This is a genomic window from Marinococcus sp. PL1-022 (assembly GCF_033845285.1).
Taxonomy (GTDB): domain Bacteria; phylum Bacillota; class Bacilli; order Bacillales; family Marinococcaceae; genus Marinococcus.
This window is the reverse complement of the sequence record NZ_JAWXCX010000001.1, coordinates 65,042-90,063: the sequence shown is the minus strand read 5'-3', so window position 1 is coordinate 90,063 and position 25,022 is coordinate 65,042. Positions and strand designations below refer to the sequence as shown.

The following is a 25,022-nucleotide window of genomic DNA, read 5'->3' as shown; positions in this document are numbered from 1 at the left end:
TCTCTCCTTAACGGTATTTTATACTTATCATTTTTAATTCCGTCATTTCTTCGATAGCATATTTTACCCCTTCCCTTCCATAGCCGGAATCCTTCACTCCTCCGTAGGGCATATGGTCGAAACGGAGAGTAGGGACATCGTTAATGAGAACCTGCCCGGCTTCTATGCGATGTGCCATATCAACGGCCTGTTTCAGATCATTTGTAAACACCCCCGCATTCAGGCCAAATCGGCTGTTATTCATTTGTTCCAGAGCTTCTTCAGAGTTTTTTACTTTGTTGATGATCACTACCGGCCCAAAAGCTTCTTTGCAGGATATAGAGGATGTAGAAGAAGCATTGGATAAAATCGTTGGCTCTAGACCATTACCAACTTTTTCTCCTCCTGCCAGAACCTCTGCTCCCTCTGCTTTTGCTTCTTTAATCCATTCATACAGGCGCTGCTGTGATTTTTTATTAATCAGGCTCGAAACCTCCGTGCTTTCTTCCAAAGGGTCTCCGAATTGAAGCCGGGCAGTTTTTTCTGAGCACTCTTGTATAAATTCATCAAAAATTTCTTCATGCACATAAATGCGCTGTGTACTCAAACAAACCTGGCCATTATAAGCGAACGCCCCTTTAACTGATTTCTCAGCCACTTCACTCACTTCCCCGCGGCATGACTGATCCACATACATCGGCGAGTTGCTTCCTAATTCAAGAGTCATTTTTTTCAGGCCGGCTTCTGCTTTGAGCAGCTTTCCTATTTCCGGGCTGCCGGTAAAAGATATTATTTTAATCCGTTCATCCTTCAGCATTACCTCTCCCAGCGTTTTTCCATCTCCAGGAACTATTGCGATTGCACCTTGGTGAAGACCTGCTTCACTTAATATTTCTGCCAGGAGCATGCTTGAAAAAGGAGTTTGCTCCGCTGGTTTAACCACGATAGTGTTTCCTGCGGCTATTGCCGGGCCAACCTTATGAGTAACAAGATTTAATGGAAAATTAAAAGGAGTAATTGCTCCGACCACTCCGATTGATTCATGGAGTGTATAAGCATCCCGTCCTTCACCGCCTTCTGCAGCGTCTAATTGTAAGTATTCCCCGTTCATTCTCTTGGTTTCTTCGCCTGAAAATTGCAGCGTCTGCACGGTCCGCTGGACTTCTGTGCGGGCAGCAGTTACCGGTTTACAGGCTTCCTGAGAGATAATCCTCGCAGCTTCTTCCTCCCTATCCCGCAGAATCGTTGCAGCCCGGAATAAAATCTCAGCTTTTTCGTTTGATGTTAACGCTTTCATTTTTTTGTACGCTTCATCTGCTTTTTCTATTGCTTCACTCATCTCGGAGGGGGTACAGTCAGCTGCTTCTCCAATCAAACCTTCCGTATGGGGATTAAAAACTGAATAATATTTTTCAGCCGCCTTATCCTCTCCTGATAAAAACAAACCCTTTTTCATCCTTCATCCTCCTAACAAAATTCGTGAATACGTATTCTTGGAAGCGAAATTAAACCGCTCAGTTTATACTGAGCCTGGTTTAAAAGGTCCCGTCGTCTTTCTTTGATACAGCGCAGGTTCCAGGGTAACCTGGATCGGGGACATATTTTCTTTTCCGGCTTCAATGGAATTAATAAGGTGTTCAATTCCAAGTCTTCCTAAATTTTTATTGGACTGGGCACCGATAGTGGTTAATTCAAACGCATGATGCCGGGCCATCCGTACATTGTCCACTCCGCAAATACTAATATCTTCAGGGATCCGGTACCCGAGTTCCATGAGTGTATCCATGGCAGTAATAGCTATAGCATCTGTAGCAGCAAACACCGCTGTAGGACGTTCTTTGCGCCCCATCATTTTAAAGATGGCATCTGCTATTGCTTCTTCACTGGTGTCCGTTTCGTTTAAAAAAACTTTATCAGTCTCCATGGTTTGTTCCGCTATTCCTTCCGTAAATCCTAAATACCGGCCGTAAAAAGTGGATGTATACATCGGCCCTCCGATGAAGCCTATATACTTGTGCCCGAGCTGATATAAATGATCTGCAGCCATCTTTCCAGCCTGGTAATTATTTAATTCAACAAAATTTCCACCTTCGTTATGCTTGCGGTTAAACATTACATAAGGTATTTGAGAGTTCTGCAATTCTTGAAGAATGGGATCATCCATGAAAACCGAAGATAAAATAATACCGTCCACCTGCATGGAGAGAACCGTTTCATATACAGCCATATTGTCTCCATTGTTTTCAAAAAAAACGTTTGTGTTATACCCCTTCTCTTTCGCGTAGTTCACAATAGATGAAGTAGTTTCCACAAAAAAGGGGTTATGCAACGGGCCCGATATAAGCGCTATTGTTTTGGAACGCTTACTGACTAACGACCTGGCTATAGCGTTTGGTCTGTAGTTTAACTTTCTCATTGCTTCTGTGACTTTTGCTACATTTTCCTTGCTTACCTTGTTGGAATTATTCAGCACCCTGGACACTGTCGACTGGGATACTCCTGCTTCTCTGGCAACTTCTTTGGAAGAAATCATTTTTTAACTCCTGGTGAATACGTATTCACGGTGACTTGGTTTTATTATGGAACCGCATACATGAAAAGTCAAGAGCAATTTTCTCAATTTTATAAAAAACACAGCCCGCGCTTACAGGCTGTGCTCTCCGCTAATTATTCCGTCCCATGCTGCCGGATTTCCATTTCATACATGCGGTTAAAACGGGCTTCCGTGCGGGCAAATACCGAACCTTCCGGATACGTGCCGTCCTCTCGGCGTACCGCTCCCGCCCGTTCACCCGTCAGAATTTCCATACCCTCCGAAATATGGCCGACTGCCCATACATGGAAGCTGCCTGCTTCCGCCGCTTCCACAACCTCTCGAGCGAGCATTAAATTGCGGGCATTCTGCTTCGGGATAATGACCCCCTGCCTGCCGGTCAGCCCTTTTTCCCGGCAAATATGATAGAAACCCTCGATTTTCTCGTTAACACCGCCGATTGGCTGAATTTCTCCCCACTGATTGACCGAGCCGGTTACTGCTATACCCTGGTAAATAGGTACTTCTGCCAAAGATGAAAGCAGCACGTACAGCTCTGTGCTTGAAGCGCTGTCGCCATCGATCAGACTGTAGGTCTGCTCAAAAGTGATGCTCGCCGATAAAGGAATAGGACGGTTTTTAGCAAATTGGCCAGAAAGAAAGCCGGTCAAAATCATCATGCCCTTGTGATGAATCTGGCCGCTGAGAGACGTCTCACGCTCAATGTTCATCAACCCGCTTTTCCCGACATACGTCTGCGCCGTAATTTTCGTCGGTATGCCAAACATGGAGTCTCTTGTTCCCATCACAGCCAGTCCGTTAATCTGCCCGACCCGGTAGCCTTCCGTTTGAATCATGATCGTTTCATCGTGAATTTTCTCCCGGTACTGTTCGGGAATATGGCTTGAGCGTCTGTATTTTTCCTCAAGCGCCCGGAAGATGTGCTCTGCTTTGACGTAAGCATTACCCTCCTGCAGCGCGTAGTGGCTGGATTCTACGAGCAGCTTTGTAATATCCTGAAACCTGGTAGTCATTTTTCCCTGTTCATCTATTAATCGGGAGCTGTAGTCGATCACTCTGGCCACAGCTTCCCGGTGAAACGGAAGCAGGCCTTCTTCCTGAACGTAGTTTTTCACGAATCCGGCCATTTTCCAGCTGTTTTCATTGCTTTTGGTCATGACGGTATCGAACTCTACTTTGACCTTAAACAGCTTATCAAACTCTTCATCAAGCCTCGAGAGCAGATCATAAACATAATAAGAGCCAATAATAATAACCTTTGTCCGGAAGGGAATGGGCTCCGGCTTTAGTGCACTGGTTGGCAGCAGCCCCCGCTCTTCATAGGAGTTTTCAATATGCACATGCCCGGTCTGAAGCATCCGTTTTAATCCCGGCCAGGCACCTGGATGCTGGAGTAAATCCGCCGCCTGAAGAATCAAATAGCCGCCGTTCGCCAGATGCACCGCTCCTGGTTTAATGAAAGTAAAATTCGTCACCAGGCTGCCAATCTGCCCCTGGTATTCCACCTTGCCAAACAGATTGTGATACGTCGGATTCGATTCGTAAATTACCGGGGCTCCGTCTAAATGCTTGTTGTTGACGAGCAGATTCACCACGTACCGCTGATACTGTTTTTCCTTCATTCCTTCAAGTGCCCCCGCCGAGCCATCCTGTCCCTGGCCTTCGGCAAAAAAGTAAAAATGCTCTACAACGTCCCGCTCGTAGGCGGTTAAATAAGCCGTTACCTTTGGCATATGACCGTACTGCCTGCGAAGCGGCTCAAATAGCTTTTGTACCGCGGCCGAGGCTGTGTCTGCCATAAATATCTGCACGTCTTTACGGAAGGTTTCCTCCATTTTGGCCACACGCCGGAGAGCGTCCTGCACTTTTTCCTCCACGAGTTTTTCGTTTGCCCTCAGCTGTTCCTTTTCTGCTTCAAGCAGGTGCTGGTACGTCTCCCTGTTCATTGGCTGACCGCGCTGAAGGGGAATTTTATTAATGCCGTTCTGCATGCGTTCGAGTTTGAAATGATGCTGCACGGCAAACTGGTCAGTTTCTTTCCACAGCTCGTCCATCTCCGTACGCAGTTGTTCAAACATTTCCCGCTTTTGTCTTTCGTGATTGTCGCTTGAGAACGCTGTCTTTAGTTCACGCCCGATGTTTACCAGAAGCTCTTCGACCTCGCGGCGGAAACGCTGGCCTTCCCCGGCCTGAAATGAAAGCACTTCCGGGCGGTCCGGATTATCAAAATTATGCACGTAGCACCAATCATCCGGCTGCTTCTGTTTCCGGGCCAGGTTTTCCACACTGTGCTGGGTATATGTCATTCTTCCACTCCCCGTGGGACCGACTACAAATAAATTATACCCCGCCTGGCTTACTGAAAGACCAAACTCCATGGCCCGCTCGGCCCGCTCCTGGCCGATCATTTCATAAGGGAAATCGTTCATGTCCTCTGTCGTTTCAAATGAGAAGGCTTCAGCATTAAATTCCAAACGAAGCTCTGCTGGGGACAGCTCATGCAGAGCAAGCCTTTTTTCATAATCATGATGATTCATGAAGCGCCCCTCCTTTCACCAGCCCGTTTTTAATGCGCTTTTTGCTTTCGCGTCCGGGCCAGAGTGCCGTACCGATTTGTACTATCTATTCCCGTTCTCGTCACTCCTATGCTGCGTCTTTTTTATTTTCCTTCAAGAAAAACAGGCAGTTTACGAATTAAAGCTCATAATCGCATCTACAATACTGTAAACGCCGAGAAATACGCAGATTAAAACAATAATCCCACCCACCAGATTCATCTTCCAGTGGTTCACGTAATGGCCAAGGCGGTTTTTGTTATTCATAATAACCAGGAGCATAATTGAGACAAAGGGCAGTATAAGACCGTTTAATGCCTGAGCAAAAAGTAAAACATCGAGTGGCTCGAACCCAAGTCCGGAGGAAATAATTCCAATAGCCATCACAGACAAAAACACCAGTTTGAAGCGGATATTTTTCATACCGCGCTCCCACTTCAATACGCTGCTGACGGTAACTGCGGCCCCGAGCGGTGATGCAAGCGCGGAAGAAAAACCGGCGGCAAATAAGCCGATACTGATAAAAGCGGTGGCCCAGCTGCCAAGCAGTGGTTCAAGCTGCAAAGCAAGATCTGCCACGGACTCTACTTCCAGACCGCGGATTGTAGCCCCGGACGTAATTAAAATCGCTGCAGTAATTAAGCCGCCCAAGCCAATGGACAAAAACACGTCCAGACGTGCTTCCTTTAAATGCCGCGGCTCACTCCAGCGTTCTTTTACATTTTCGGAATGAAGAAACAGATTATAAGGAACAACCGTGGTACCTACAATTGCAATCACGGTAATAATAGCTCCCGTTGGAATCGATGGAACAAAAGCACCCCGAAACAGACCGCCGGGATCAGGCTGTGCCGTGACCATTGTAGTCACAAACGTTATACTCATGACCGTAATTAGTACTATCATGACCCGTTCAATGAGCTTGTAGCTTCCACTAAGACCGATCAATAAAATAATAATGCCTACGACAGGACCGATCGTATTTTCAGAAACGCCCGTCAAGGTCGTTAATCCTAAAGAAGTACCGAGTAAGTCCCCTGCGATGTAGGCAGCACAGCCGAATACAATAGCGATAATCATCAGCCACATGGATCCGTATTTCAGCAGCGGGTTTGTGAACTGGTCCCTGATTGCCGCTCCCAGCCCCTTTCCTGTAATAATCCCCAGCCGCGAGCACATCTCCTGAAGTATGATGGTGGTAATAATTGAAAAAACCACTGCCCAGAGCAGGGCAAAGCCAAAAGAGGCTCCTGCACCTGTGGCCGTTGTTACCGTTCCCGGTCCTATAAACGATGCTGCTACAATCACTCCCGGACCAAGCACCTTTACTCTTTCTCTCAGCGGCCTCTTTTCTGTTCTCTCCATTGTTCGACCTCCTTTTAAATACTAGCTTTATAAATAATCGTAATATTCATTTTATTAAAAATATTACAGCTGTTGAGATTGGCTCCTTTCCTTCCTCCCGCCATTTATCTCTATATCAAATAGGAATTGATCATTAATTATGTCCTATTTTCATAAATAACGTTATTAAAACGTAATCTGGCTGAAACCTCCCGAATTGTTTTGTCTGTTACACTTACTCCCGGTTCGATAAATTGATCAACACCACAAGGAGGAACCTGAATGTTTAAATCCAACAGACAAGCACCAAAATATATATTATCCTCAGCCGTCGTTACGGCTTTAGCTTTAACACCGGCTTTAAGCGGAAATGCCGATGCATTCGCTGATCCTGATTCAGACGAAAGCAGCAGCTCCAGCCAAAGTGACTCTTCCGATACAGAAAACGAAACTGAATCTGCTGATGATAACCTGCTTTATCTCGGCGATACCGGCAGCAGTGTAGAATCTCTTCAGTCGGCTTTAAGCGACCTTGATTACTATAACTCCGAAGCTGATGGTACTTACGATGATGAAACTGTACAGGCTGTAGAAGCATTTCAAACAGAAAATAACTTAAGCATAGATGGCATCGCAGGCCCTGAAACAATGGGAGCATTAGACAAAACAGACGGCACCTCCGAGGCCGGCAGTGAAACAGAAGAAAGCAGCAGCGAGAACAGCGAAGATAATGATGAAGGCGAAGAAGTGGCTTCTGCATCCTCTGAAGAATCTTCAGAGCCGACCGCTGAAAGCACATCAGCCAATACATCTGATTCCGGACTTGTCGCTTCTGCGGAAAGTGTACTTGGCACTCCTTATGAATGGGGCGGGACTACAGCAAGCGGATTCGGAAGCAGTGGCTTTATCAACTATGTGTTTGAGGAAAACGGAACAGACCTTTCCAGAACCCATGAAGGCATCTGGCAGAACAACGGTGAATTCGTAGACGAGCCAAGCGTTGGCGACATTGTCTTTTATGAAGATACGTACAACACAGAAGGCGCTTCTCACAGCGGCCTTTACATCGGGGAAGGTCAAATGATCCACTCCGGTTCAAACGGTGTCGAAGTCGCTGACACGAACAGTGATTACTGGGAAGAGCACTACATCGGTGCAAAATCAATCGATTAATTCCTTCATCTTTTAATTAACCGCCTCCCTGCTTGTTTGCAGGAGGCGGTTTTTTCATGAAGATGTGCATTAACTTCTGGAATATTCTGTTTTTTTTAACACTGCATAATGACCATTATATAGAAAAAAACCATCTATTTGGATAAATATTATAAATAAGAAAAAAATAGTAAAAAAGATGGATGCCTCTATGGCACCCATCTTCTGAACATTTTATTTTACCTGCACATAGCCTGGATGGGCAGTGATATACAGCCCTGATTTTAACCGGAACATTTCAGTGCTGCTTCCGTCCACCTTCACTTTTTCCATAATGGTGAATGCTTCTCCCTGACTGACCGTTCCTGCTACTGCATCAGCATCAAAGGACGGGCGGGAACGGACATTCAGCACCTCGGCCAGTATTACCGCGAGTTTTCCTTTAACTGCAGAGGCTTCAAGAGCTTCCCACGTGTTTGGGCCAACAATGCCGTCTACGGTTAAATTTTGCGACTCCTGAAAGGAACGGACCGCATTTTCTGTTTCGTCTCCGAAATCGCCGTCTGCGCCGTACAGCGGAAGCTTCTCCCCAGCTTCCATCAGCAGCTGCTGCATTCGGGCGACTGCCGGACCGTTGTCGCCTGGGCGAAGCGTCGGTGTTAAATCTTCTCCTACCGGGTGACCTTCACGCACCGCTTCTCTCACAATATCCATATCGATGCCCGGGCAAGTATTTGATGAGTGGCCGGGATACTCCCGGTGTCCTTTTACGTCACTAGTGGAAACCTCTACACCATCGGTTCCTCTTAAGGCCGCCTGAAGATCAAAGAATGAGCGCTCCTGCGCCTCGGTAAATGAACCGCTTCCGACCAGGCAGATGCCTATTAATGGGGTGTTGTTGTTTCCTACATGGTATGAAATCCGGTCGATCCCATTGGCCCATTGAATCGTTCCGTCTTTTGTAATTACAAAATGATAACCGACGCTCGGCCAGCCAAGCGTATCCACATGATAATTGGCAAAGGAAAAAGCGTCACCGCTTGTTGTTGCTGAATGGTGTCTAGCGATGCCTGTAATCTGTGATAGCGACCGCTTCTGATAAGAACCATTTCTTTTTACGCTTCCCCGTACATCGACGAGCTGAGGCAGTTGTTGAAACATTAAAACATCCCCTTTTTCATATAGTCAGCCGGTATATTGCGGCTTCTATATATAAAAGGGGATGCCGGACTGTATTTTACAACCACTTTACTGAAATTTTTTCGTATAGCTTTGAGCCCATCTTTCCATTGCTTCTAAAATCGGGAGAAGACCCGTTCCGGCTTCCGTAAGCTGGTACTCTACCCGGACTGGCACCTCTGGATAAATGACACGTGTCAAAATACCTGCATTTTCAAGCTCACGAAGCTGATTCGTCAATATTTTCGGGGTAACTTCAGGGAGGTTTTTCTGAAAGAAGCCGTATCTTCGGGGAGTACCATCGGAGAGTATCCGGACAATATCTGCTTTCCATTTACCACTTATTACAGCCAGCGTCACTTCCATCTCGCAATGTGCCTGGAATGGATCCATCATATGAAAGCGCTCCCTTTTTTATACATAGTATCATGACAGAAAGCAACAAACAAGAAAGTGCGTACTTCCTTGCTGTCAATTTATCACATACACTGATAGTAGGGCGTAAGCGCTCCTACTTCACTACTATGAGGAGGAATCAAAGGATGAGCAACAAAGCAGTGGTTTATCAAGGTGCTGGTAACGTTGAGATTCAAGACATTGGCTATCCTGATTTAGTACTTCACGAAGGCCCGGGGGTCCCGCCGTCAAATGCAGGACGAAAATGTGAACACGGTGTTATTCTTAAGATTGTGACGACAAACATTTGCGGAAGCGACCAGCATATGGTTCGCGGCAGAACAACCGCCCCTAAAGGACTGGCTCTTGGACATGAGATTACAGGGGAAGTAGTGGAAGTAGGACGCGACGTAGAATTTATTAAAAAAGGCGATCTTGTTTCTGTACCGTTTAATGTAGCGTGCGGCAGATGTAAATTGTGTAAAGAACAGAAAACTCATATATGCTTAAATGTGAACCCTGAACGTCCTGGAGGCGCTTATGGTTATGTAGACATGGGCGGCTGGGTAGGCGGTCAGTCTGAATATGTTATGGTTCCTTATGCAGACTTTCAGCTGCTTGCCTTCCCGGACAAAGAGCAGGCGATGGAAAAAATTATGGACCTGACCATGCTTTCAGATATTTTCCCAACCGGCTTCCACGGAGCCGCTTCTGCAGGGGTACGTCCCGGGTCTACTGTGTATGTCGCCGGTGCAGGGCCTGTAGGGCTTGCAGCCGCTCACTCCGCCCAGCTTCTCGGCGCCTCCGTTGTTATTGTGGGCGACCTTAATGAACAGCGTCTGAAGCAGGCAGAAAGCTTCGGCTGCGAAACTGTAAACTTAACAAAGCATGACAGTCTTGGCGAACAGATTGAGCAGATCCTCGGCATACCGGAAGTAGACTGCGCCGTTGACGCCGTTGGTTTTGAAGCATCCGGCCACGGGCCAGACGCGAAAGAAGCTCCAGCTACCGTACTGAACTCGATCATGACAGTTACAGAAGCCGGCGGGCAGCTGGGTATCCCGGGTCTGTACGTTACAGAAGATCCCGGCGCTTCTGACAGCGACGCCAAGCAGGGCTCCCTAAAAATCCGTATCGGTTTAGGCTGGGCGAAGGCCCATACGTTCGTTACCGGGCAGACACCGGTCATGAAATATCACCGCAACTTGTTAAAATTGATTCTAAGCGATAAAGCGCAGATTGCCAAAGCAGTAAACGCTACGCTGATTTCACTCGACGACGCACCTAAAGGCTATCAGGACTTTGACAAAGGGGCCGCGAAGAAATTCGTTATTGATCCACACGGTTCTGTCCGGTCTTAAATAAATAAAAACGAGCAGATATTCTCTGCTCGTTTTTTTATGACATCCGGTCCCAGGATTCGATTCCTATAGTGCCGGTAAGTTTATAAAATTCCTTCCAGAGCTGTACGTGCTTAGCCCCCCAGGCTTCTTTTGCATGCACATGAGGTACATAATCCAGAGTAATGCCTGTATTTGCCATTACATCATCAAATTGAAATTTGGTTCGTTTCATATGGTAATCACTCGTTACCACCAGAGCAGAATCAAAATTACGCTCCTGCATGATTTCCTTTGAATATACAGCATTTTCATGAGTGCTGACTGCCTTGTTTTCCATAATAATCGCCTCTTCAGGTATTCCAGCGCGCACAGCCAGGTTTTCATTAAAGCTGCCATCTTCTCCATTGGTTAAGATCACTTTATCCGCATAGCCTTTTTCCATTAAATCAGCTACCGTATATAAACGTTCAAAATCGCCGCTAAGAGCAATAATAACATCTGCGTTTTTCGGCTCGTCCTGGTGTGTTAAAAGGGATGCTACGGTTTTTTGCGGAAGTGCAAAAAACGATGCATTGATTAATAAAGCTGCTCCTATAACAAAAAGCAGACTGTAAAAGATCTTTTTCATGCCTTGTTCCTCCGCCTCTAATGAAAGGTACGGATATATTGTATCAGAAAGACCGTTCTTCTTAACAGCTATTTCTGGACAGCAGAGCTCTCAATACGAAGTATTATTACCCAGCACCATCTCTTGTCAGCTTATCTGCATAAAAAAACCTGCTGGCTCAGCAGGTTTTTATCATCGTTGGTCTTTTAGAGTTTTTTTACGAAGAACGCAGGGCTTCAAAAGCGTTAATGCGCGATTCTACCGTCGCATAAATGTTTCCAGCTTCTAAAGGAGAAACGTCGAATTTTTTACTGGCCAGAGTTTCCACGTATTCGTCATTCTTAGCTTCGTCGAACCGCTCGCCCCGCTCTGCCAATGCTTCATACTCATCTCGCATGTAGCGGAATATCGAGCTCTGCTGTTCCGGGAGCGAATTTAAAAATTCTTCTACGTCTGCATTTCTTTCAACCATTCTATTGGCCTCCTTGATAGCTGATGCCATCCGTTGCTACTGATGGTTTCTTAACCCAAGCATAACGAATGGTTCATTGTTATATAACTGGTTGATGGATTTAGTATAACAAATATTACAGACGATTGGGAACAAAAAGCTTGCACTTTATACATTATTACGTTTTTTGCCATCAAACAACTTTTTTTCCCTTTAGTTATTTTTATACCTTTGTAGAAAAACGTTGCTGTAGACTCAATGGCAGTTTTCCTGCTACTCTATAGTTCGATCAATTGCGCAAGGGGACCGGGTCAATATGAATGATGAACGTATTCGTAACTTAAAACGTGGAGAGCGGGGAGCTATCATCAGCATCTTCGCTTATTTATTTCTCTCTGCCTTAAAGCTCACCGTCGGCCAGCTGGCTAATTCTGCGGCTCTTCGTGCCGACGGTTTGAATAATTTAACAGATACCATCGCGTCGATCGCTGTTTTGTTCGGCCTCCGCTATTCCCAGAAGCCGCCGGATGCCGACCATCCTTACGGCCATTGGAAGGCAGAAATGGTGGCTTCTTTATTTACTTCTTTTATTATGCTTGCTGTCGGTCTTCAGGTATTTGTAAGCGCGGTGCAATCTATTCTCGCCGGGCCTTCTGATCCTCCCGGCTTAATTTCTGCCTTTGTCGGCGCTTTTGCCGCCGTCTGTATGTTCGGCGTTTACACCTACAACAAAAATTTATCCAAAAAAATTAACAGCCCATCCATCATGGCCGCCGCCAAGGATAACTGGAGCGATGCCATGGTGAGTATCGGCACAGTTATCGGCATTATTGGCGCTCAGTTTCAGCTGTATTGGCTTGATCCACTGACAGCTGCTCTTGTAGGCTTGTTAATTATTAAAACCGGCTGGGACGTTTTCCGGGGCGCGGCGCTCCAGCTCACCGACGGCTTCGATGAAAATAAAATTGAAGATTACCGGGAAACAATTTCCAAACTGTATGATGTGCAGAAGGTCCGAAATATTAAAGCAAGAAATTACGGAAACAACACCGTGGTTGATATTACCATTCTGGTAGACCCTTCAATCGATATCCAGGAAGCACACAACACAGCTACAAAGGTGGAATATGCTTTAATTGAGCAGCATGGTGTACATGACGTTCATGTGCACGTGGAGCCCGAAAATGCTGAACACTGAACACAGCTTTCATTCAAGAGATCCGGCCCATCTCAATTTCTAGTTCTATTATCGATAAAAATGGGTATAGTTAAAAGCACTTGGCTGATAGCGTTCAATTTAAAAGCCAGGATGCCGAAATCAGAAATGGTACTAAACTTTTATAAACGATGATCCTATAATTGTTTCGTAACCATTAAAGCTACAGGTGGTGACCAGCAATGATAAATACACGATTCTCTGTCGCTGTGCATATTCTTTCGCTGCTTGCAAGTGAACCGGAGCGAAGACTCAGTTCCAGTTACATCGCAGCAAGCGTTAATACAAACCCTGTCGTTATCCGCCGGATTTCAGGTATGTTAAAGCAGGCAGGCCTGCTGCAGACAAAGCCCGGAGTCTCCGGTTCTTTAATTACCAGAGCGCCCGAAGATATTACGCTTCTTGATATTTACCGGGCAGTTCAGCAGGACGACCTGCTTTTTTCCACTCACAGCAGCCCAAACCCTGACTGCCCTGTCGGCCGAAATATTCAAAGCGCCCTGGAGGACTCATTTAAGCGGGCACAGAATGCCATGGAAGCAGAACTGGAAAAGCAGAGCCTGGCAGACGTCACGGCCCATCTCTTTGTATAAAATAGGAAGAGACAATTTTCACTCATAATATGTATCTTCAAAAGCTATAAACAAAAGGTGTGATTGATGTATGAAAGCAGGAATTATCGGCGCGTCCGGAAAAGCCGGCAGCCGTATTTTAAAAGAAGCAGAAGCCCGGGGCATAGAAACGACAGCCATCGTCCGGGATGCTTCGAAGCTTCCTGACAGCAGCTTAAATTTAAAAGAAAAAGATTTGTTTTCGTTAACCGCATCAGACGTATCGGATTTTGATGTGGTGGTGAATGCGTTTGGAGCCGGACTCGGGGAAGAAGAAGCACATGTAAACGCCGGGCGGCATCTCATTTCTATTATAAAAGAAGCTGGAAATGTCCGTCTTATCGTTGTAGGCGGCGCCGGCAGCCTGTTTACAGACAACGCAAAAACCACCCGGGTCGTGGAAACGCCGGAATTTCCCGAGGCGGTGAAGCCTACCGCTAACGGGCAGAACAGGAATTTACAGGATCTTCAGCAGACAACCGGCTTACAGTGGACGTTTATCAGTCCGGCTGTAAACTTTGATGTAGAGGGCAGGCGAACCGGCTCCTACTCCACCTCCGAGGACGTACTGCCGCTTAACAGCAATCACGAAAGCTATATCAGCTATGCGGACTACGCGGTGGCCGTTGTCGATGAAATAGAAACAGCAGCTCATGAAAACCAGCGTTTCGCTGTCGTTGGCGAACGCGCATAAAATTCAAATCCGCCACTTTTTTGGCGGATTTTTTTATTACAGGCGCAGAAAAATGACCCCCATAAGGACAACTGCAAGGATTACCGCCTGATATCTTGTAATGCGCTCCTCTAGATAAAGCATCGATAGCAGTGCTACTAAAAGCGCGTGGGCCGCAAACAGAGGAGAAACGATACTTGCCGGTCCTTCCCGAAGAGCAGCAGCGTAGAGCTGCATTCCCCCAAACGAAAAAATCCCTGTAACCAGCCCCCATCCAAATGCCTTTTTCATATGTAAATGAGTGGCATCACGGGCTTGCTGATTCTTTTCCCGGCTCCAACCATATAACGAATAAAGCATGCCAAACAGATAGCCTGTAAACAATACCGGCGTATTTTCAAGTCCAGCTTCTTCTGTTATTTTCAGTCCTCCATTCCGGAAAAACATAAATAACGTGGCTGTTAAAATAAACCCGTACCATACGCCTCCTTTTATCGAGAAGTCCTCCTTCGGATCCAACGGCAGTACAGCAATGGCTGCCATAATGAACCCAATGCCCGCGTACTGAACTGCTCCAATTTGTTCACCGTATACAAACACACCCAGCAGAACAATCAGCAGAATGTTGGTATTTACCAGCGGAGAAGAAAGACTCGCCGGCCCAACGTTTAAAGCTTTCATATATAAAAGATTTCCAAAGGTGGATCCGGCCCCCACCATTATCCCTCCAAAAAGCACTGCCAGGCTCAAATGAAACGAATCCTCCATTAGAGCATATCCCAGAAAACCGACGCTCCCACTCGTGTAGAGCCCCGTCAAAAATGGCATTAACGGCAGCCTCCAAAAAGAATTAACCTTCATGAAAAAAGAGGAAAATCCAAATACCACGGCACTTAACAGCGCTAAAATAAACCACATGGCCCGCACTCCTACTTGTTCTTATGTAGTAAGAAGCCGCACAGGCAGCTTCTTTTTATAATAGATAAAACACATGACCATACTTGTCCACTCTGGAATTCGTCCCATTAAAATAGACAATTCCCTCCTGTGGTTCGAAAGGATCCTCTGTCTCAAAATTCACTTTGAAATAAGGAGAGCTGTCTATTGGCTCATAATGCTCGCACGTATACGTCAGCGTGATTTCATCATTCACCTGAATACGGTCACTGCCGGCGACTCCGGAATCAAAAACTACTTTTAGTGTCATTTCCTGCTCTCCCTCCTGTTTAATCTCTTCTCTGTATGGTCCTTCAAATATATTCCCTGCTCGTCGTTTCTTTATACATAATGATTGCGAAAAGCTGGGAATTGTATTATTTTTAAGCGGAGAAAGGAGAATTCCTATGAACATCCGTCAGGCTGAAGAAGCCGATATTCACGCAATTACCGAGATATATAATGATGCAATTCTAAACACCACCGCTGTCTACGATTACCATCCATATTCGGCAGAAAACCGGCTGGAATGGCTCCGCACAAAAAACAAAAACGGTCTTCCGGTTTTTGTTTATGAACAAAATGGAAAGGTTCAGGGGTATGCTGCTTACGGTCCATTCCGCCCATGGGCAGCTTTCAAATACTCCATCGAGCATTCAGTATATGTCCACCCTCGTGCCCGTGGCGCCGGGGTTGGCCGCACTCTTCTCCGCAAATTAATCGACCATGCGGAACAGGAGGGCTTCGCCACCATGATTGCCGGCATAGATTCTTCCAATCCGGGAAGCATCTATCTGCACGAAACAGAGGATTTTGAATACGTGGGCACGGTGAAAAAGGCCGGATACAAGTTTGAACGATGGCTTGACCTTGTTTTTTACCAGCGTGCCCTCTCCGGCCCAGAGACACCAGTGGAACAATGAAAGCTGCCTCTCCCTGTTCGGGAGAAGCAGCTTTTTATGGTTTTCTGCTGGGGTGCCCTCCTGGAAATCGTTTTGGTCTCCCCTGGGTAGTCAGCAGAACCCCGGCTATTACAATCAGCGCCCCTATTACCTTGGCCGGTGTTAACGTTTCCTCGAGCCAAAGCACCGCCCCAGCCATCGTAACCACCGGAAGGAAATTCAGGAAAACCGAAGCTTTTGAGGCTCCAAGCTGGTCCACCGCCCGGTTGTAAAACAATAGAGCAATGAACCCTGGAAAGAGCCCCAGGTAAGCAAGGCTCGGCAGCTGCTCGCTTAGGGTGAAGGAAGGCACGCCAAGAAAGAGCCACTCCGCCGTAATAAAAGGAACTAAAATTATAATTGATATCCCCGTCATTACGAGCAGGACCCCGTAGGGGGGAAACAGATGCATATAACGTTTGACAGCGATGGAATAAATGGACCAGCAGGCTATCGCCCCTACCATAATACCGTCGCCGGCATTCCAGTTCATTTCTGCTATGGCAAACAATCTTCCATTCATTACAACCCAAAGGGCCCCTACAATTGACAGTACGACCCCAATCCATTGAATAAAGCGCAGCCGTTCTTTTAAAATGTATGTACTTAACAAAACGGTTACTGCCGGAATTATTGTTTCCAGTACAGAAACATTGGTGGATGAAGTAAATTGGAGCGCTCCATAAATGAAGGTATTAAAAAACGTAACTCCTGTAACTGTTAAAACAATCAGCGGCAGCCTGTGTGCCCAGAATATGTTTTTTGCTTTCCAGGCGCTCTTCCATCCAAGCGGTACGATGCATAAAAAGGCTATCATCAGCCTGAAAAAAGCTATTGTAAAGGGAGGCAGCTCGTTGATGGCTTTTCCAACCAGGATATTTCCAGAATAAAAAAACACTACCATAATAAGCATAATATACGCAGCCATACTGAGCTCCCACCTCTTCTTTCCGTAATATTATGGACATTTCCCGGGAAATTTTGAGATTTCCCTACATTCTTTCGTAACTTTCAACACTTTTTTCTTCTTTTACAAGTTTTCATAATAATTATACATTTTTATAGACTATTAAAGCATACAGGAGTAACGGCGTGTGTTACAATGCCCGGAGAGCATACAATGGAGAGGAGAAATCAGAGTGAGTAAAAAATGGATTCTGAGCACAGGCCTCGCCCTGTCGGTAGCTATCATTGGCGCCTGCAGTAACGGCGACGGCGGGGAGAATTCCTCTGATAACAATAACGAAAACGAAGAGCAGCAGTCAGAGGAAAACTCCAATAACAACAATGAAAACAACCAGCAGGAAAATTCAGATGAAGGATCCTCTGATGAACAGGCATCCGGCGAAGAACAGGCGGAAGATTTACCTGAACCGGATTTAAGCGATGTACCTGACACAGTAGCTACTGTGAATGGAGAAGAAATTACCAAAGAGGAATTTGAACCAATATTCACTACTAACTATGAGCAGTATGCTGCGCAAGCTGCCGCCTCCGGTGATCAAAGCAATGAAGAACTTCAAACAGATCTAAAAGAGCGAACAGCTGAATCCCTTATTGACCAGGAGCTTCTGGCCCAGGAAGCCGAGGCAGGGGATTATGAAGTGAATGAAGAAGATATAGATGAGCAGATTAGCTCTCTTAAAGAGCAGTTTGAATCTGATGAAGAATACCAGCAGGCTCTTGAAGAGCAGGGTTACACAGAGGAAGAACTGCGTGAAGAAGCACGAACTTCTCTACAGATAAATGCTCTTCTGGATGAACAAGTCGAAGAAGTTGAAGTGTCTGACGAAGAAGTAGAAGAATTATACGATCAGATCTCCCAGGGTCAGGGAGAAGAAGCCGGTTCTCTTGAGGACCTTCGTCCGCAGCTCGAACAACAGCTTGAATCACAGAAACAGCAGGAGCAACAGCAGGAATATACTGATCAGCTGCGTGAGGATGCAGACATCGAAAACAATGTAGCATCCGAATCAGAAGGAAACAGCGATTCTGAAGAATAACTGATCTCAAGCCCCGGCTGCTAAGCCGGGGCTTTTTATACGAATAAAACAGCGCAGCCTCTTATGCAGAGGCTGCGCTGTTTTTAGAATTTGCTTAGAAAGAAACGTAGGAACGCGGGTTAACAGCGTTTGATTTTGCCCCGTTCCAGGCTCCTTCATGCACTTCAAAGTGCAGGTGTCTGCCCGTACTTCGGCCGGTGTTACCCATGATACCGATACCTTCTCCCTGAGATACTGCTTCCCCGTTTGATACGCTGATGGATCTCAGATGAGCGTATAGGGTATTGTACGTTTGCCCATCAACAGTATGCTCTAAAATAATTGTATTGCCATAGCCGTTCATGGTGCCGGCGTATGTTACTGTTCCAGAAGCGGAAGCAGAAATGCTTGAACTTCCGCCGTACCCAATGTCGATTCCATTATGGGAGCCGCTGCCGCGCTGGCCGTATTCAGACGTTACGTGCCCGGAAGCCGGAAGCGCAAATCCGGAGCTGCTGTATGTAGACTCTGCGGCTACCGCTGTATCCTCTGACGAGTCAGAGCTGCTTTGCGGGGTAGTCGAATCTCCTAAATTCATCTCTCCAAATGTTTGTGGTCCGGCAATGCCATCGACGGAAATACTTTGCGCTGCCTGAAACGCTTCAACACCCTGCTTTGTCAGCGGTCCAAAGACGCCGTCTACAGGCCCTGCTTCGTAGCCTTTATCATTCAACCACTGCTGCAGCTCTGAAACATCTGAATCCTTCATACCCGATTTAAGGTTCTGATCTCCAATAGAAGCGTCCGCTACTGAGGGAGCGAATAAAATTGCTGCCGCTACCGCCGAACTCATTACAAATTTTTTCATAAATAGTGCACGTTATGTTTATTAACAGTGTTGCCTTTGGGGTACGTCTTTGTTTCCTATATGTATAAGCTCTGCCTGTTAATAAATTAACGCTGTCACCTCCTGATTTTTTATTTGATATGTTTGCTTACGGCTTAGTATACGTAGCGGCTCTCAGCACTACAAGGTCTTACACATTGTTGTTAGAAGACTGTAAACTATTACAATTTTTTGAAATAAACCTGCAATGTTTGTCATGCAATAATATTCAATATTTATCCTTTTCCATACTTTTCCTTCATAATTTTCTAGTTATATAAGAAATAGCTCCCGGAGACTTTATTCCCGGGAGCTTTATTCTGTCTATATTTTATTTTTCGCATGCAGGAGAGTCTTCACCTGTTCCACCAAATCTTCAGCATCCTGCGGATTATGAACGACATCGGTCTTATCCATATCTACAATTAGTGTATCGCTTGCGCTATAGTAATTTTCCAGCCAGTCGTCGTAGCCTTCCCAGAGCTTCCGGTAGTATTCCACCAGCTCCTCATCCTGTTCGAAATCCCGTCCGCGTTCGAAGATCCGGTCCATTACTGTTTCGAAGGAGCCACGCAGATAAACATTAAGATCCGGTGCCTTTTTATAAGGGAGACCTTCAATTTCTTTCATCATTTCTTCAAGCAGGCCTTCATAAATGGAAAACTCCATATCGTTAATGTTTCCGAGATCACGATTAATTTTTGTAAAATACCAGTCTTCATAAATGCTCCGATCCAAAATAGCATCGTTATCCTTGTAAGCCTGTTTAATCGATTGGAACCTTGTCCGGAGAAAATAGAGCTGAAGCAAAAATGGATACCTTTTTTCATTAATTTCCTTTTGATCTGCCTGATAAAACAAAGGAAGAATCGGGTTGTCCGATACATGCTCATAGTACACTTTCGAGTCCAGGCCGTCTCCAAGTATCTGCGCGACACTCGTTTTGCCAATTCCAATCATTCCGCTTACTACAATCACCAAAAATAACCCCTCAATCTAATTATGGATTTGCACACATTGCACTATTATAATATACTTTGCTGCGCAGTTGCGACCGTTTAAATTTTCCATTCTTCATTCAGCAGACTATATACCGCAATATCCACGTATTGGTCATGCAGCCAGTGCTCCTGCCGCAGTGTGCCCTCCTGCTTAAATCCCAATCTCTCCGGTACAGCACGGCTTTTTTCGTTAGCCGTGGCAACTTTTATAACGATTTTATTTAAACCAAGCTGTTCAAAGCCATAAGAAATAAAGGCTTCTGTTACCGCAGTCATAATGCCTTTTCCCTGATAATTCTCTCCAAGCCAGTAACCAATTTCCCCAAGGTTGTTTTGGTGATCCAGACGGTTGAAGCCGGCTATTCCAGCAATGCTTCCTTGAAAAACGATACCGGCCGAAAACATTTTTTGATCCGCCCATCCATGCCGCACATTATGAATGAACGCTTTTGTATCCTCTTTTTCATTTGTATGATCCACCCACGGCAGCCACTCTCTTAGATGCTCCCGCGAGTTGTCTGTGAGCGTAAAAACGGCCTCGGCATCTGATGGCTCCAGCAGCTTTAAATAAAGATCTTCCCGGATACGATATGTAAACATAAAAGCTCCTCTCTTTTTCCCTATTTTATTATAAAGGACATCTCCCCATGCGTTATACTTACAAGGGGCAGGAGAAAGCCGGCAGCAATTCCCAAGCTGGCGGCGGCTCGGATTTTACCTTTCAGCACTCGTCACGTTAATCCTGGCCGCAGCTCTTACTGTCCGCGATCCACGGATACGGGTTAGCTCCCTGTCCCTACTGGGAGGCATCCTTATCGGCCTTCTGTTTGCTGTGAATGCGGGTATCGCTTTTTATCAGCTTTTTATGTAATAACCAGGCTTTTGAAACATCCCGGTTGATTATTCAGACATCTGCATTTCTGTAACACAAACGGTGGTTTCCGCCCGCCTCAAAGCTCTCCCAATCGCCCCGGCATACTCATAAAAAGAAGAAAGGCGATTGCCTCTATTCGCACTGCTCAAGTCTTCATTAGCAAAAAAAGCACGGCGCTGGGCTGAACTGATTTCAAGCTGTACGCCCTGCTTTCTTCTGTTTTTATTACATATATTCCCTTTATATTTTCCTTCTATAGCAGATGGTGGTTCAAAATCCACACTAAAACCGGAAGCAGCCAGCTCTGCACCTATAAGGTCTGCCGTGGACGTATCCAGTCCTCCTATATAGGTTTTTCTCTCTTCGCCCCGGTATCCATGAAGAGTAACTGTAAATAAAGCTTCAGCAGCCAGTGAGAGGGCTCTTGGTTCATCGAAACACGTGGATCTGATATGGAGCCTTCTGTTACCAGTACGCTTTTTAGCGTGAAAATCATAGGCGGAAAAGTGACAGCTGCGGTGAAGCTCTTCGACCAGTTCGCTGGTTCCCGCTTCGATAGCTCCCCCATGCGGAGCCAGAGCCACAAGGGTTCTATGGCTACCCAAAAGTACACGTATGTCATAATCACGGCCTTCTAATTCACCAGCATTTAATTCAGCATAATCAGCGTATTTTTTCCTCATTTAAACTTCACCACCGCTTCTTTAACAGTAACCATCCATTTGTCGGAACGAGTATAGTTTACCCTATTACGTTAATTTTTAAAATAAGGAGTATATTTATCCCACACGTCTTCTGTTATAAGCGTCCTGGATAAAAAACGCCAGTCCGATGTTTCGGACTGGCGTTGTCATTTAACTAATGGAGCTTCCTACCGGATTCGAACCGGTGACCTCATCCTTACCATGGATGCGCTCTACCTGCTGAGCTAAGGAAGCAGATAAAATAAAATGTCTCATCTATGCTATGTAAGCTTACGTATGCCCTATTCAGACACAAATACTATTGTAAAGGGCATTAAAGCCATAGTCAACCTCAATTGTTAAATGATTTCATATAATAAAAGCCTTTCTCTCCAGTAAGAGAAAAAGGCTTTAGTGCCCGGCAGCGATCTACTTTCACGGGGGGAGAACCCCCGGCTATCATCAACGCTGAAGAGCTTAACTTCCGTGTTCGGCATGGGAACGGGTGGATCCTCTTCGCTGTTGCCACCGGACTGGCCCGTCGGGCCCTGACAACCAAATACCGAGACCGCAGCCACCGCCGCGTATCGTGCTGTGCGTGGATAAGACTTCGACCGATTAGTATCCGTCCGCTGCACATGTCGCCATGCGTCCACGCCGGACCTATCTACCTCGTCATCTTCAAGGGGTCTTATCTCCGTAGAGGGGAAAGGTCATCTTAAGGGGGGCTTCATGCTTAGATGCTTTCAGCACTTATCCCGTCCACACGTAGCTACCCAGCAGTGCTCCTGGCGGAACAACTGGTACACCAGCGGTGTGTCCATCCCGGTCCTCTCGTACTAAGGACAGCTCCTTTCACCTTTCCTGCGCCCGCGACGGATAGGGACCGAACTGTCTCACGACGTTCTGAACCCAGCTCGCGTACCGCTTTAATGGGCGAACAGCCCAACCCTTGGGACCTACTTCAGCCCCAGGATGCGATGAGCCGACATCGAGGTGCCAAACCTCCCCGTCGATGTGAACTCTTGGGAGAGATTAGCCTGTTATCCCCAGGGTAGCTTTTATCCGTTGAGCGACGGCCCTTCCATGCGGTGCCGCCGGATCACTAAGCCCGACTTTCGTCCCTGCTCGACTTGTAGGTCTCGCAGTCAAGCTCCCTTGTGCCTTTGCACTCTGCGAATGATGTCCGACCATTCTGAGGGAACCATTGGGCGCCTCCGTTACTGTTTGGGAGGCGACCGCCCCAGTCAAACTGCCCACCTGACACGGTCCCGAGGCCGGATCACGGCCTGCGGTTAGAATGTCGATACCACCAGGGTAGTATCCCACCAGCGCCTCCTCCGAACCTGGCGGTCCGGATTCGATGGCTCCTACCTATCCTGTACAAGTGGTACCCACATCCAATGTCAAGCTACAGTAAAGCTCCATGGGGTCTTTCCGTCCTGTCGCGGGGAACCTGCATCTTCACAGGTATTATAATTTCACCGGGTCTCTCGTTGAGACAGTGCCCAAGTCGTTGCACCTTTCGTGCGGGTCGGAACTTACCCGACAAGGAATTTCGCTACCTTAGGACCGTTATAGTTACGGCCGCCGTTTACTGGGGCTTCAATTCGGCGCTTCTCCCCCCGAAGGGGGATAACGCCTCCTCTTAACCTTCCAGCACCGGGCAGGTGTCAGCCCCTATACTTCGCCTTACGGCTTCGCAGAGACCTGTGTTTTTGATAAACAGTCGCTTGGGCCCTTTCACTGCGGCTCCCTGGGGCTATTCACCCCGGGGAGCACCCCTTCTCCCGAAGTTACGGGGTCCTTTTGCCGAGTTCCTTAACGAGAGTTTTCCCGCGCGTCTTAGAATACTCATCCCACCTACCTGTGTCGGTTTACGGTACGGGCACCACGTTCCTCGCTAGAGGCTTTTCTTGGCAGGGTAGGTGCCGGCCCTTCGGGCCCCGTAGGGCCCTCCTGGTCACCGCTTGGCCGTCTGGGGGAGGGATTTGCCGCTCCCCCGGCCTTGCCAGCTTCAACGCGCATGTCCAGCAGCGCGCGGCCGTGCCTGCCTGCGTCCCCCCATCACTCAAATGGAACGGAGGTGGTACAGGAATATCAACCTGTTTTCCATCGCCTACGCCTTTCGGCCTCGGCTTAGGACCCGACTAACCCTGAGCGGACGAGCCTTCCTCAGGAAACCTTGGGTTTTCGACGGAAGGGATTCTCACCCTTCTTTTCGCTACTCATACCGGCATTCTCACTTCCAGGCGCTCCACCGGTCCTCACGGTCCGGCTTCAAAGCCCCTGGAACGCTCCCCTACCATCTCTCCCATGCGGGAGAGTCCACGGCTTCGGTGCTGCGTTTAGCCCCGGTACATTGTCGGCGCAGAGTCACTCGACTAGTGAGCTATTACGCACTCTTTCAATGATGGCTGCTTCTAAGCCAACATCCTAGTTGTCTAAGCAACTCCACATCCTTTTCCACTTAACGCAGACTTAGGGACCTTAGCCGGTGGTCTGGGCTGTTTCCCTCTCGACGACGGATCTTAGCACTCGCCGTCTGACTCCCGGGCAGCAAGTCGCTGGCATTCGGAGTTTGACTGAATTCGGTAATCCGGGAAGGACCCCTCGTCCAATCAGTGCTCTACCTCCAGGACTCTCATACCCGAGGCTAGCCCTAAAGCTATTTCGGGGAGAACCAGCTATCTCCAGGTTCGATTGGCATTTCACCGCTACCCACGACTCATCCCCGCAATTTTCAACTTGCGTGGGTTCGGGCCTCCAGCCAGTGTTACCTGGCCTTCACCCTGGTCATGGGTAGATCACCTGGTTTCGGGTCTACGCCCGCCTACTGCATCGCCCTCTTCAGACTCGCTTTCGCTGCGGCTCCGCCTTTGCGGCTTAACCTTGCAGACGAGCGTAACTCGCCGGTTCATTCTACAAAAGGCACGCCGTCACCCCTTAACGGGCTCCGACTTCTTGTAGGCACACGGTTTCAGGATCTGTTTCACTCCCCTTCCGGGGTGCTTTTCACCTTTCCCTCACGGTACTGGTTCACTATCGGTCACTAGGGAGTATTTAGCCTTGGGAGATGGTCCTCCCAGCTTCCGACGGGATTTCTCGTGTCCCGTCGTACTCAGGATACCCCCGGCGGGGGGAGGATGTCGGCTACCGGGCTGTTACCGTCTCTGGCGGGCCTTTCCAGGCCGCTTCGCCTATCCTCCCCGCCTGCCGTGCGGGGGTCCTACAACCCCGGGATGCAAGCATCCCGGTTTGGGCTGATTCCGTTTCGCTCGCCGCTACTCGGGAAATCGCGTTTGCTTTCTCTTCCTCCGGGTACTAAGATGTTTCAGTTCTCCGGGTCTACCGTCCGGCGCCTATGTGTTCAGCGGCCGGACGCCTTCCCATGACGGAAGGCGGGTTTCCCCATTCGGACATCTCCGGATCAAAGCTTACGTACAGCTCCCCGGAGCGTTTCGCCGTTCGTCGCGTCCTTCTTCGGCTCCTAGTGCCAAGGCATCCACCGTGCGCCCTTTTCTTCTTAACCACTCGATACGCGGTCATTCTTCGACGCGGCCGCCGGCCGAAACAGCCGGCAGCCTTGTGTTGCTTGTGTGTGTTGGTCTCGGTATTCGGTTGTCAAGGTCCCACGTGCAAAAAACAAATAGAGAGAT

Annotated in this window: 22 protein-coding genes, 1 tRNA gene and 2 rRNA genes; 7 read left to right on the top strand and 18 right to left on the bottom strand. The window is 47.4% G+C overall.

The genetic code is table 11. The annotated features are described in order from the left end of the window. Positions 1 to 7 precede the first annotated feature (7 nt). From SIC45_RS00495 to SIC45_RS00480, 4 genes are all read right to left on the bottom strand, one after another. On the bottom strand, positions 8 to 1,435 hold the full coding sequence (locus SIC45_RS00495) for an aldehyde dehydrogenase family protein (RefSeq protein WP_319630663.1): 1,428 nt from the start codon (positions 1,433 to 1,435) through the stop codon (positions 8 to 10). Positions 1,436 to 1,498: 63 nt separating this feature from the next. Beyond that, positions 1,499 to 2,512 (bottom strand): LacI family DNA-binding transcriptional regulator, encoded by a 1,014-nt coding sequence (locus SIC45_RS00490; protein WP_298784570.1) that lies wholly within the window; start codon positions 2,510 to 2,512, stop codon positions 1,499 to 1,501. Between the two features lie 134 nt (positions 2,513 to 2,646). After that, the gene (locus SIC45_RS00485) at positions 2,647 to 5,070 is read right to left on the bottom strand and encodes a Lon protease family protein (protein ID WP_319630662.1); all 2,424 of its coding nucleotides are present in this window, start codon (positions 5,068 to 5,070) and stop codon (positions 2,647 to 2,649) included. A 150-nt stretch (positions 5,071 to 5,220) separates the two neighbouring features. After that, the gene (locus tag SIC45_RS00480; protein ID WP_319630661.1) at positions 5,221 to 6,453 is read right to left on the bottom strand and encodes an Nramp family divalent metal transporter; all 1,233 of its coding nucleotides are present in this window, start codon (positions 6,451 to 6,453) and stop codon (positions 5,221 to 5,223) included. Positions 6,454 to 6,714: 261 nt separating this feature from the next. On the opposite strand from SIC45_RS00480, the gene SIC45_RS00475 reads away from it, so the two are divergent. Continuing rightward, positions 6,715 to 7,605 (top strand): C40 family peptidase, encoded by an 891-nt coding sequence (locus tag SIC45_RS00475; protein WP_319630660.1) that lies wholly within the window; start codon positions 6,715 to 6,717, stop codon positions 7,603 to 7,605. Positions 7,606 to 7,818: 213 nt separating this feature from the next. Here SIC45_RS00475 and SIC45_RS00470 read toward each other — a convergent pair whose 3' ends face one another. Both SIC45_RS00470 and SIC45_RS00465 read right to left on the bottom strand, forming a co-directional pair. Further along, positions 7,819 to 8,745 carry an N-acetylmuramoyl-L-alanine amidase gene (locus SIC45_RS00470; protein ID WP_319630659.1) on the bottom strand — a complete coding sequence of 309 codons (927 nt, stop codon included), beginning with the start codon at positions 8,743 to 8,745 and terminating at the stop codon, positions 7,819 to 7,821. A gap of 87 nt (positions 8,746 to 8,832) precedes the next feature. After that, positions 8,833 to 9,159 carry a winged helix-turn-helix transcriptional regulator gene (locus SIC45_RS00465; RefSeq protein WP_298784556.1) on the bottom strand — a complete coding sequence of 109 codons (327 nt, stop codon included), beginning with the start codon at positions 9,157 to 9,159 and terminating at the stop codon, positions 8,833 to 8,835. A gap of 146 nt (positions 9,160 to 9,305) precedes the next feature. Between SIC45_RS00465 and fdhA the strand changes: the two genes are divergently transcribed. Further along, positions 9,306 to 10,520 carry a formaldehyde dehydrogenase, glutathione-independent gene (gene fdhA / locus SIC45_RS00460; RefSeq protein ID WP_319630658.1) on the top strand — a complete coding sequence of 405 codons (1,215 nt, stop codon included), beginning with the start codon at positions 9,306 to 9,308 and terminating at the stop codon, positions 10,518 to 10,520. A 37-nt stretch (positions 10,521 to 10,557) separates the two neighbouring features. On the opposite strand, the gene SIC45_RS00455 is transcribed toward fdhA, so the two are convergent. Together SIC45_RS00455 and SIC45_RS00450 are read right to left on the bottom strand one after the other, a co-directional pair. Continuing rightward, positions 10,558 to 11,130 carry a YdcF family protein gene (locus SIC45_RS00455; protein ID WP_319630657.1) on the bottom strand — a complete coding sequence of 191 codons (573 nt, stop codon included), beginning with the start codon at positions 11,128 to 11,130 and terminating at the stop codon, positions 10,558 to 10,560. 196 nt (positions 11,131 to 11,326) lie between these two features. Further along, positions 11,327 to 11,581: a hypothetical protein gene (locus SIC45_RS00450; RefSeq protein ID WP_298784551.1), complete on the bottom strand. Its 255-nt coding sequence runs from the start codon at positions 11,579 to 11,581 to the stop codon at positions 11,327 to 11,329. Between the two features lie 295 nt (positions 11,582 to 11,876). Between SIC45_RS00450 and SIC45_RS00445 the strand changes: the two genes are divergently transcribed. From SIC45_RS00445 to SIC45_RS00435, 3 genes are all read left to right on the top strand, one after another. Continuing rightward, positions 11,877 to 12,758, top strand: coding sequence for a cation diffusion facilitator family transporter (locus SIC45_RS00445; RefSeq protein WP_298784549.1), 882 nt, complete (start codon positions 11,877 to 11,879; stop codon positions 12,756 to 12,758). A 200-nt stretch (positions 12,759 to 12,958) separates the two neighbouring features. Next, positions 12,959 to 13,369, top strand: coding sequence for an Rrf2 family transcriptional regulator (locus SIC45_RS00440; protein ID WP_298784547.1), 411 nt, complete (start codon positions 12,959 to 12,961; stop codon positions 13,367 to 13,369). Between the two features lie 70 nt (positions 13,370 to 13,439). After that, the gene (locus SIC45_RS00435) at positions 13,440 to 14,081 is read left to right on the top strand and encodes an NAD(P)-dependent oxidoreductase (RefSeq protein WP_319630656.1); all 642 of its coding nucleotides are present in this window, start codon (positions 13,440 to 13,442) and stop codon (positions 14,079 to 14,081) included. Positions 14,082 to 14,117: 36 nt separating this feature from the next. On the opposite strand, the gene SIC45_RS00430 is transcribed toward SIC45_RS00435, so the two are convergent. Next, entirely contained in the window at positions 14,118 to 14,978 is an 861-nt protein-coding gene (locus SIC45_RS00430; RefSeq protein ID WP_319630655.1) for a DMT family transporter, read from the bottom strand. 55 nt (positions 14,979 to 15,033) lie between these two features. Then, the gene (locus tag SIC45_RS00425; RefSeq protein WP_319630654.1) at positions 15,034 to 15,267 is read right to left on the bottom strand and encodes a hypothetical protein; all 234 of its coding nucleotides are present in this window, start codon (positions 15,265 to 15,267) and stop codon (positions 15,034 to 15,036) included. Positions 15,268 to 15,403: 136 nt separating this feature from the next. Between SIC45_RS00425 and SIC45_RS00420 the strand changes: the two genes are divergently transcribed. Further along, positions 15,404 to 15,919 (top strand): GNAT family N-acetyltransferase, encoded by a 516-nt coding sequence (locus SIC45_RS00420; RefSeq protein ID WP_319630653.1) that lies wholly within the window; start codon positions 15,404 to 15,406, stop codon positions 15,917 to 15,919. 34 nt (positions 15,920 to 15,953) lie between these two features. Here the strand turns inward: SIC45_RS00420 and SIC45_RS00415 are convergent, their stop codons facing one another. Then, complete coding sequence (locus SIC45_RS00415) at positions 15,954 to 16,865, bottom strand: DMT family transporter (RefSeq protein ID WP_319630652.1); 912 nt, start codon at positions 16,863 to 16,865, stop codon at positions 15,954 to 15,956. A 211-nt stretch (positions 16,866 to 17,076) separates the two neighbouring features. Here SIC45_RS00415 and SIC45_RS00410 point away from each other — a divergent pair, with 211 nt between their 5' ends. Continuing rightward, positions 17,077 to 17,940, top strand: a complete 864-nt coding sequence (locus tag SIC45_RS00410; RefSeq protein ID WP_319630651.1) for a SurA N-terminal domain-containing protein — start codon at positions 17,077 to 17,079, stop codon at positions 17,938 to 17,940. Between the two features lie 94 nt (positions 17,941 to 18,034). Here SIC45_RS00410 and SIC45_RS00405 read toward each other — a convergent pair whose 3' ends face one another. From SIC45_RS00405 to SIC45_RS00375, 7 genes are all read right to left on the bottom strand, one after another. Next, a complete protein-coding gene (locus SIC45_RS00405; protein WP_319630650.1) occupies positions 18,035 to 18,787 on the bottom strand; it encodes a peptidoglycan DD-metalloendopeptidase family protein in 753 nt (250 codons plus the stop codon). Between the two features lie 342 nt (positions 18,788 to 19,129). Next, positions 19,130 to 19,783, bottom strand: a complete 654-nt coding sequence (locus tag SIC45_RS00400) for a deoxynucleoside kinase (RefSeq protein WP_298784533.1) — start codon at positions 19,781 to 19,783, stop codon at positions 19,130 to 19,132. Positions 19,784 to 19,863: 80 nt separating this feature from the next. Next, positions 19,864 to 20,406 carry a GNAT family protein gene (locus SIC45_RS00395; RefSeq protein ID WP_319630649.1) on the bottom strand — a complete coding sequence of 181 codons (543 nt, stop codon included), beginning with the start codon at positions 20,404 to 20,406 and terminating at the stop codon, positions 19,864 to 19,866. A 300-nt stretch (positions 20,407 to 20,706) separates the two neighbouring features. Next, a complete protein-coding gene (locus SIC45_RS00390) occupies positions 20,707 to 21,363 on the bottom strand; it encodes a poly-gamma-glutamate hydrolase family protein (RefSeq protein WP_319630648.1) in 657 nt (218 codons plus the stop codon). 179 nt (positions 21,364 to 21,542) lie between these two features. Next, a tRNA-Thr gene (locus tag SIC45_RS00385) sits at positions 21,543 to 21,618 on the bottom strand. A gap of 161 nt (positions 21,619 to 21,779) precedes the next feature. Beyond that, a 5S ribosomal RNA gene (gene rrf, locus SIC45_RS00380) occupies positions 21,780 to 21,896 on the bottom strand. Between the two features lie 65 nt (positions 21,897 to 21,961). Continuing rightward, a 23S ribosomal RNA gene (locus SIC45_RS00375) occupies positions 21,962 to 24,895 on the bottom strand. Positions 24,896 to 25,022: the final 127 nt, after the last annotated feature.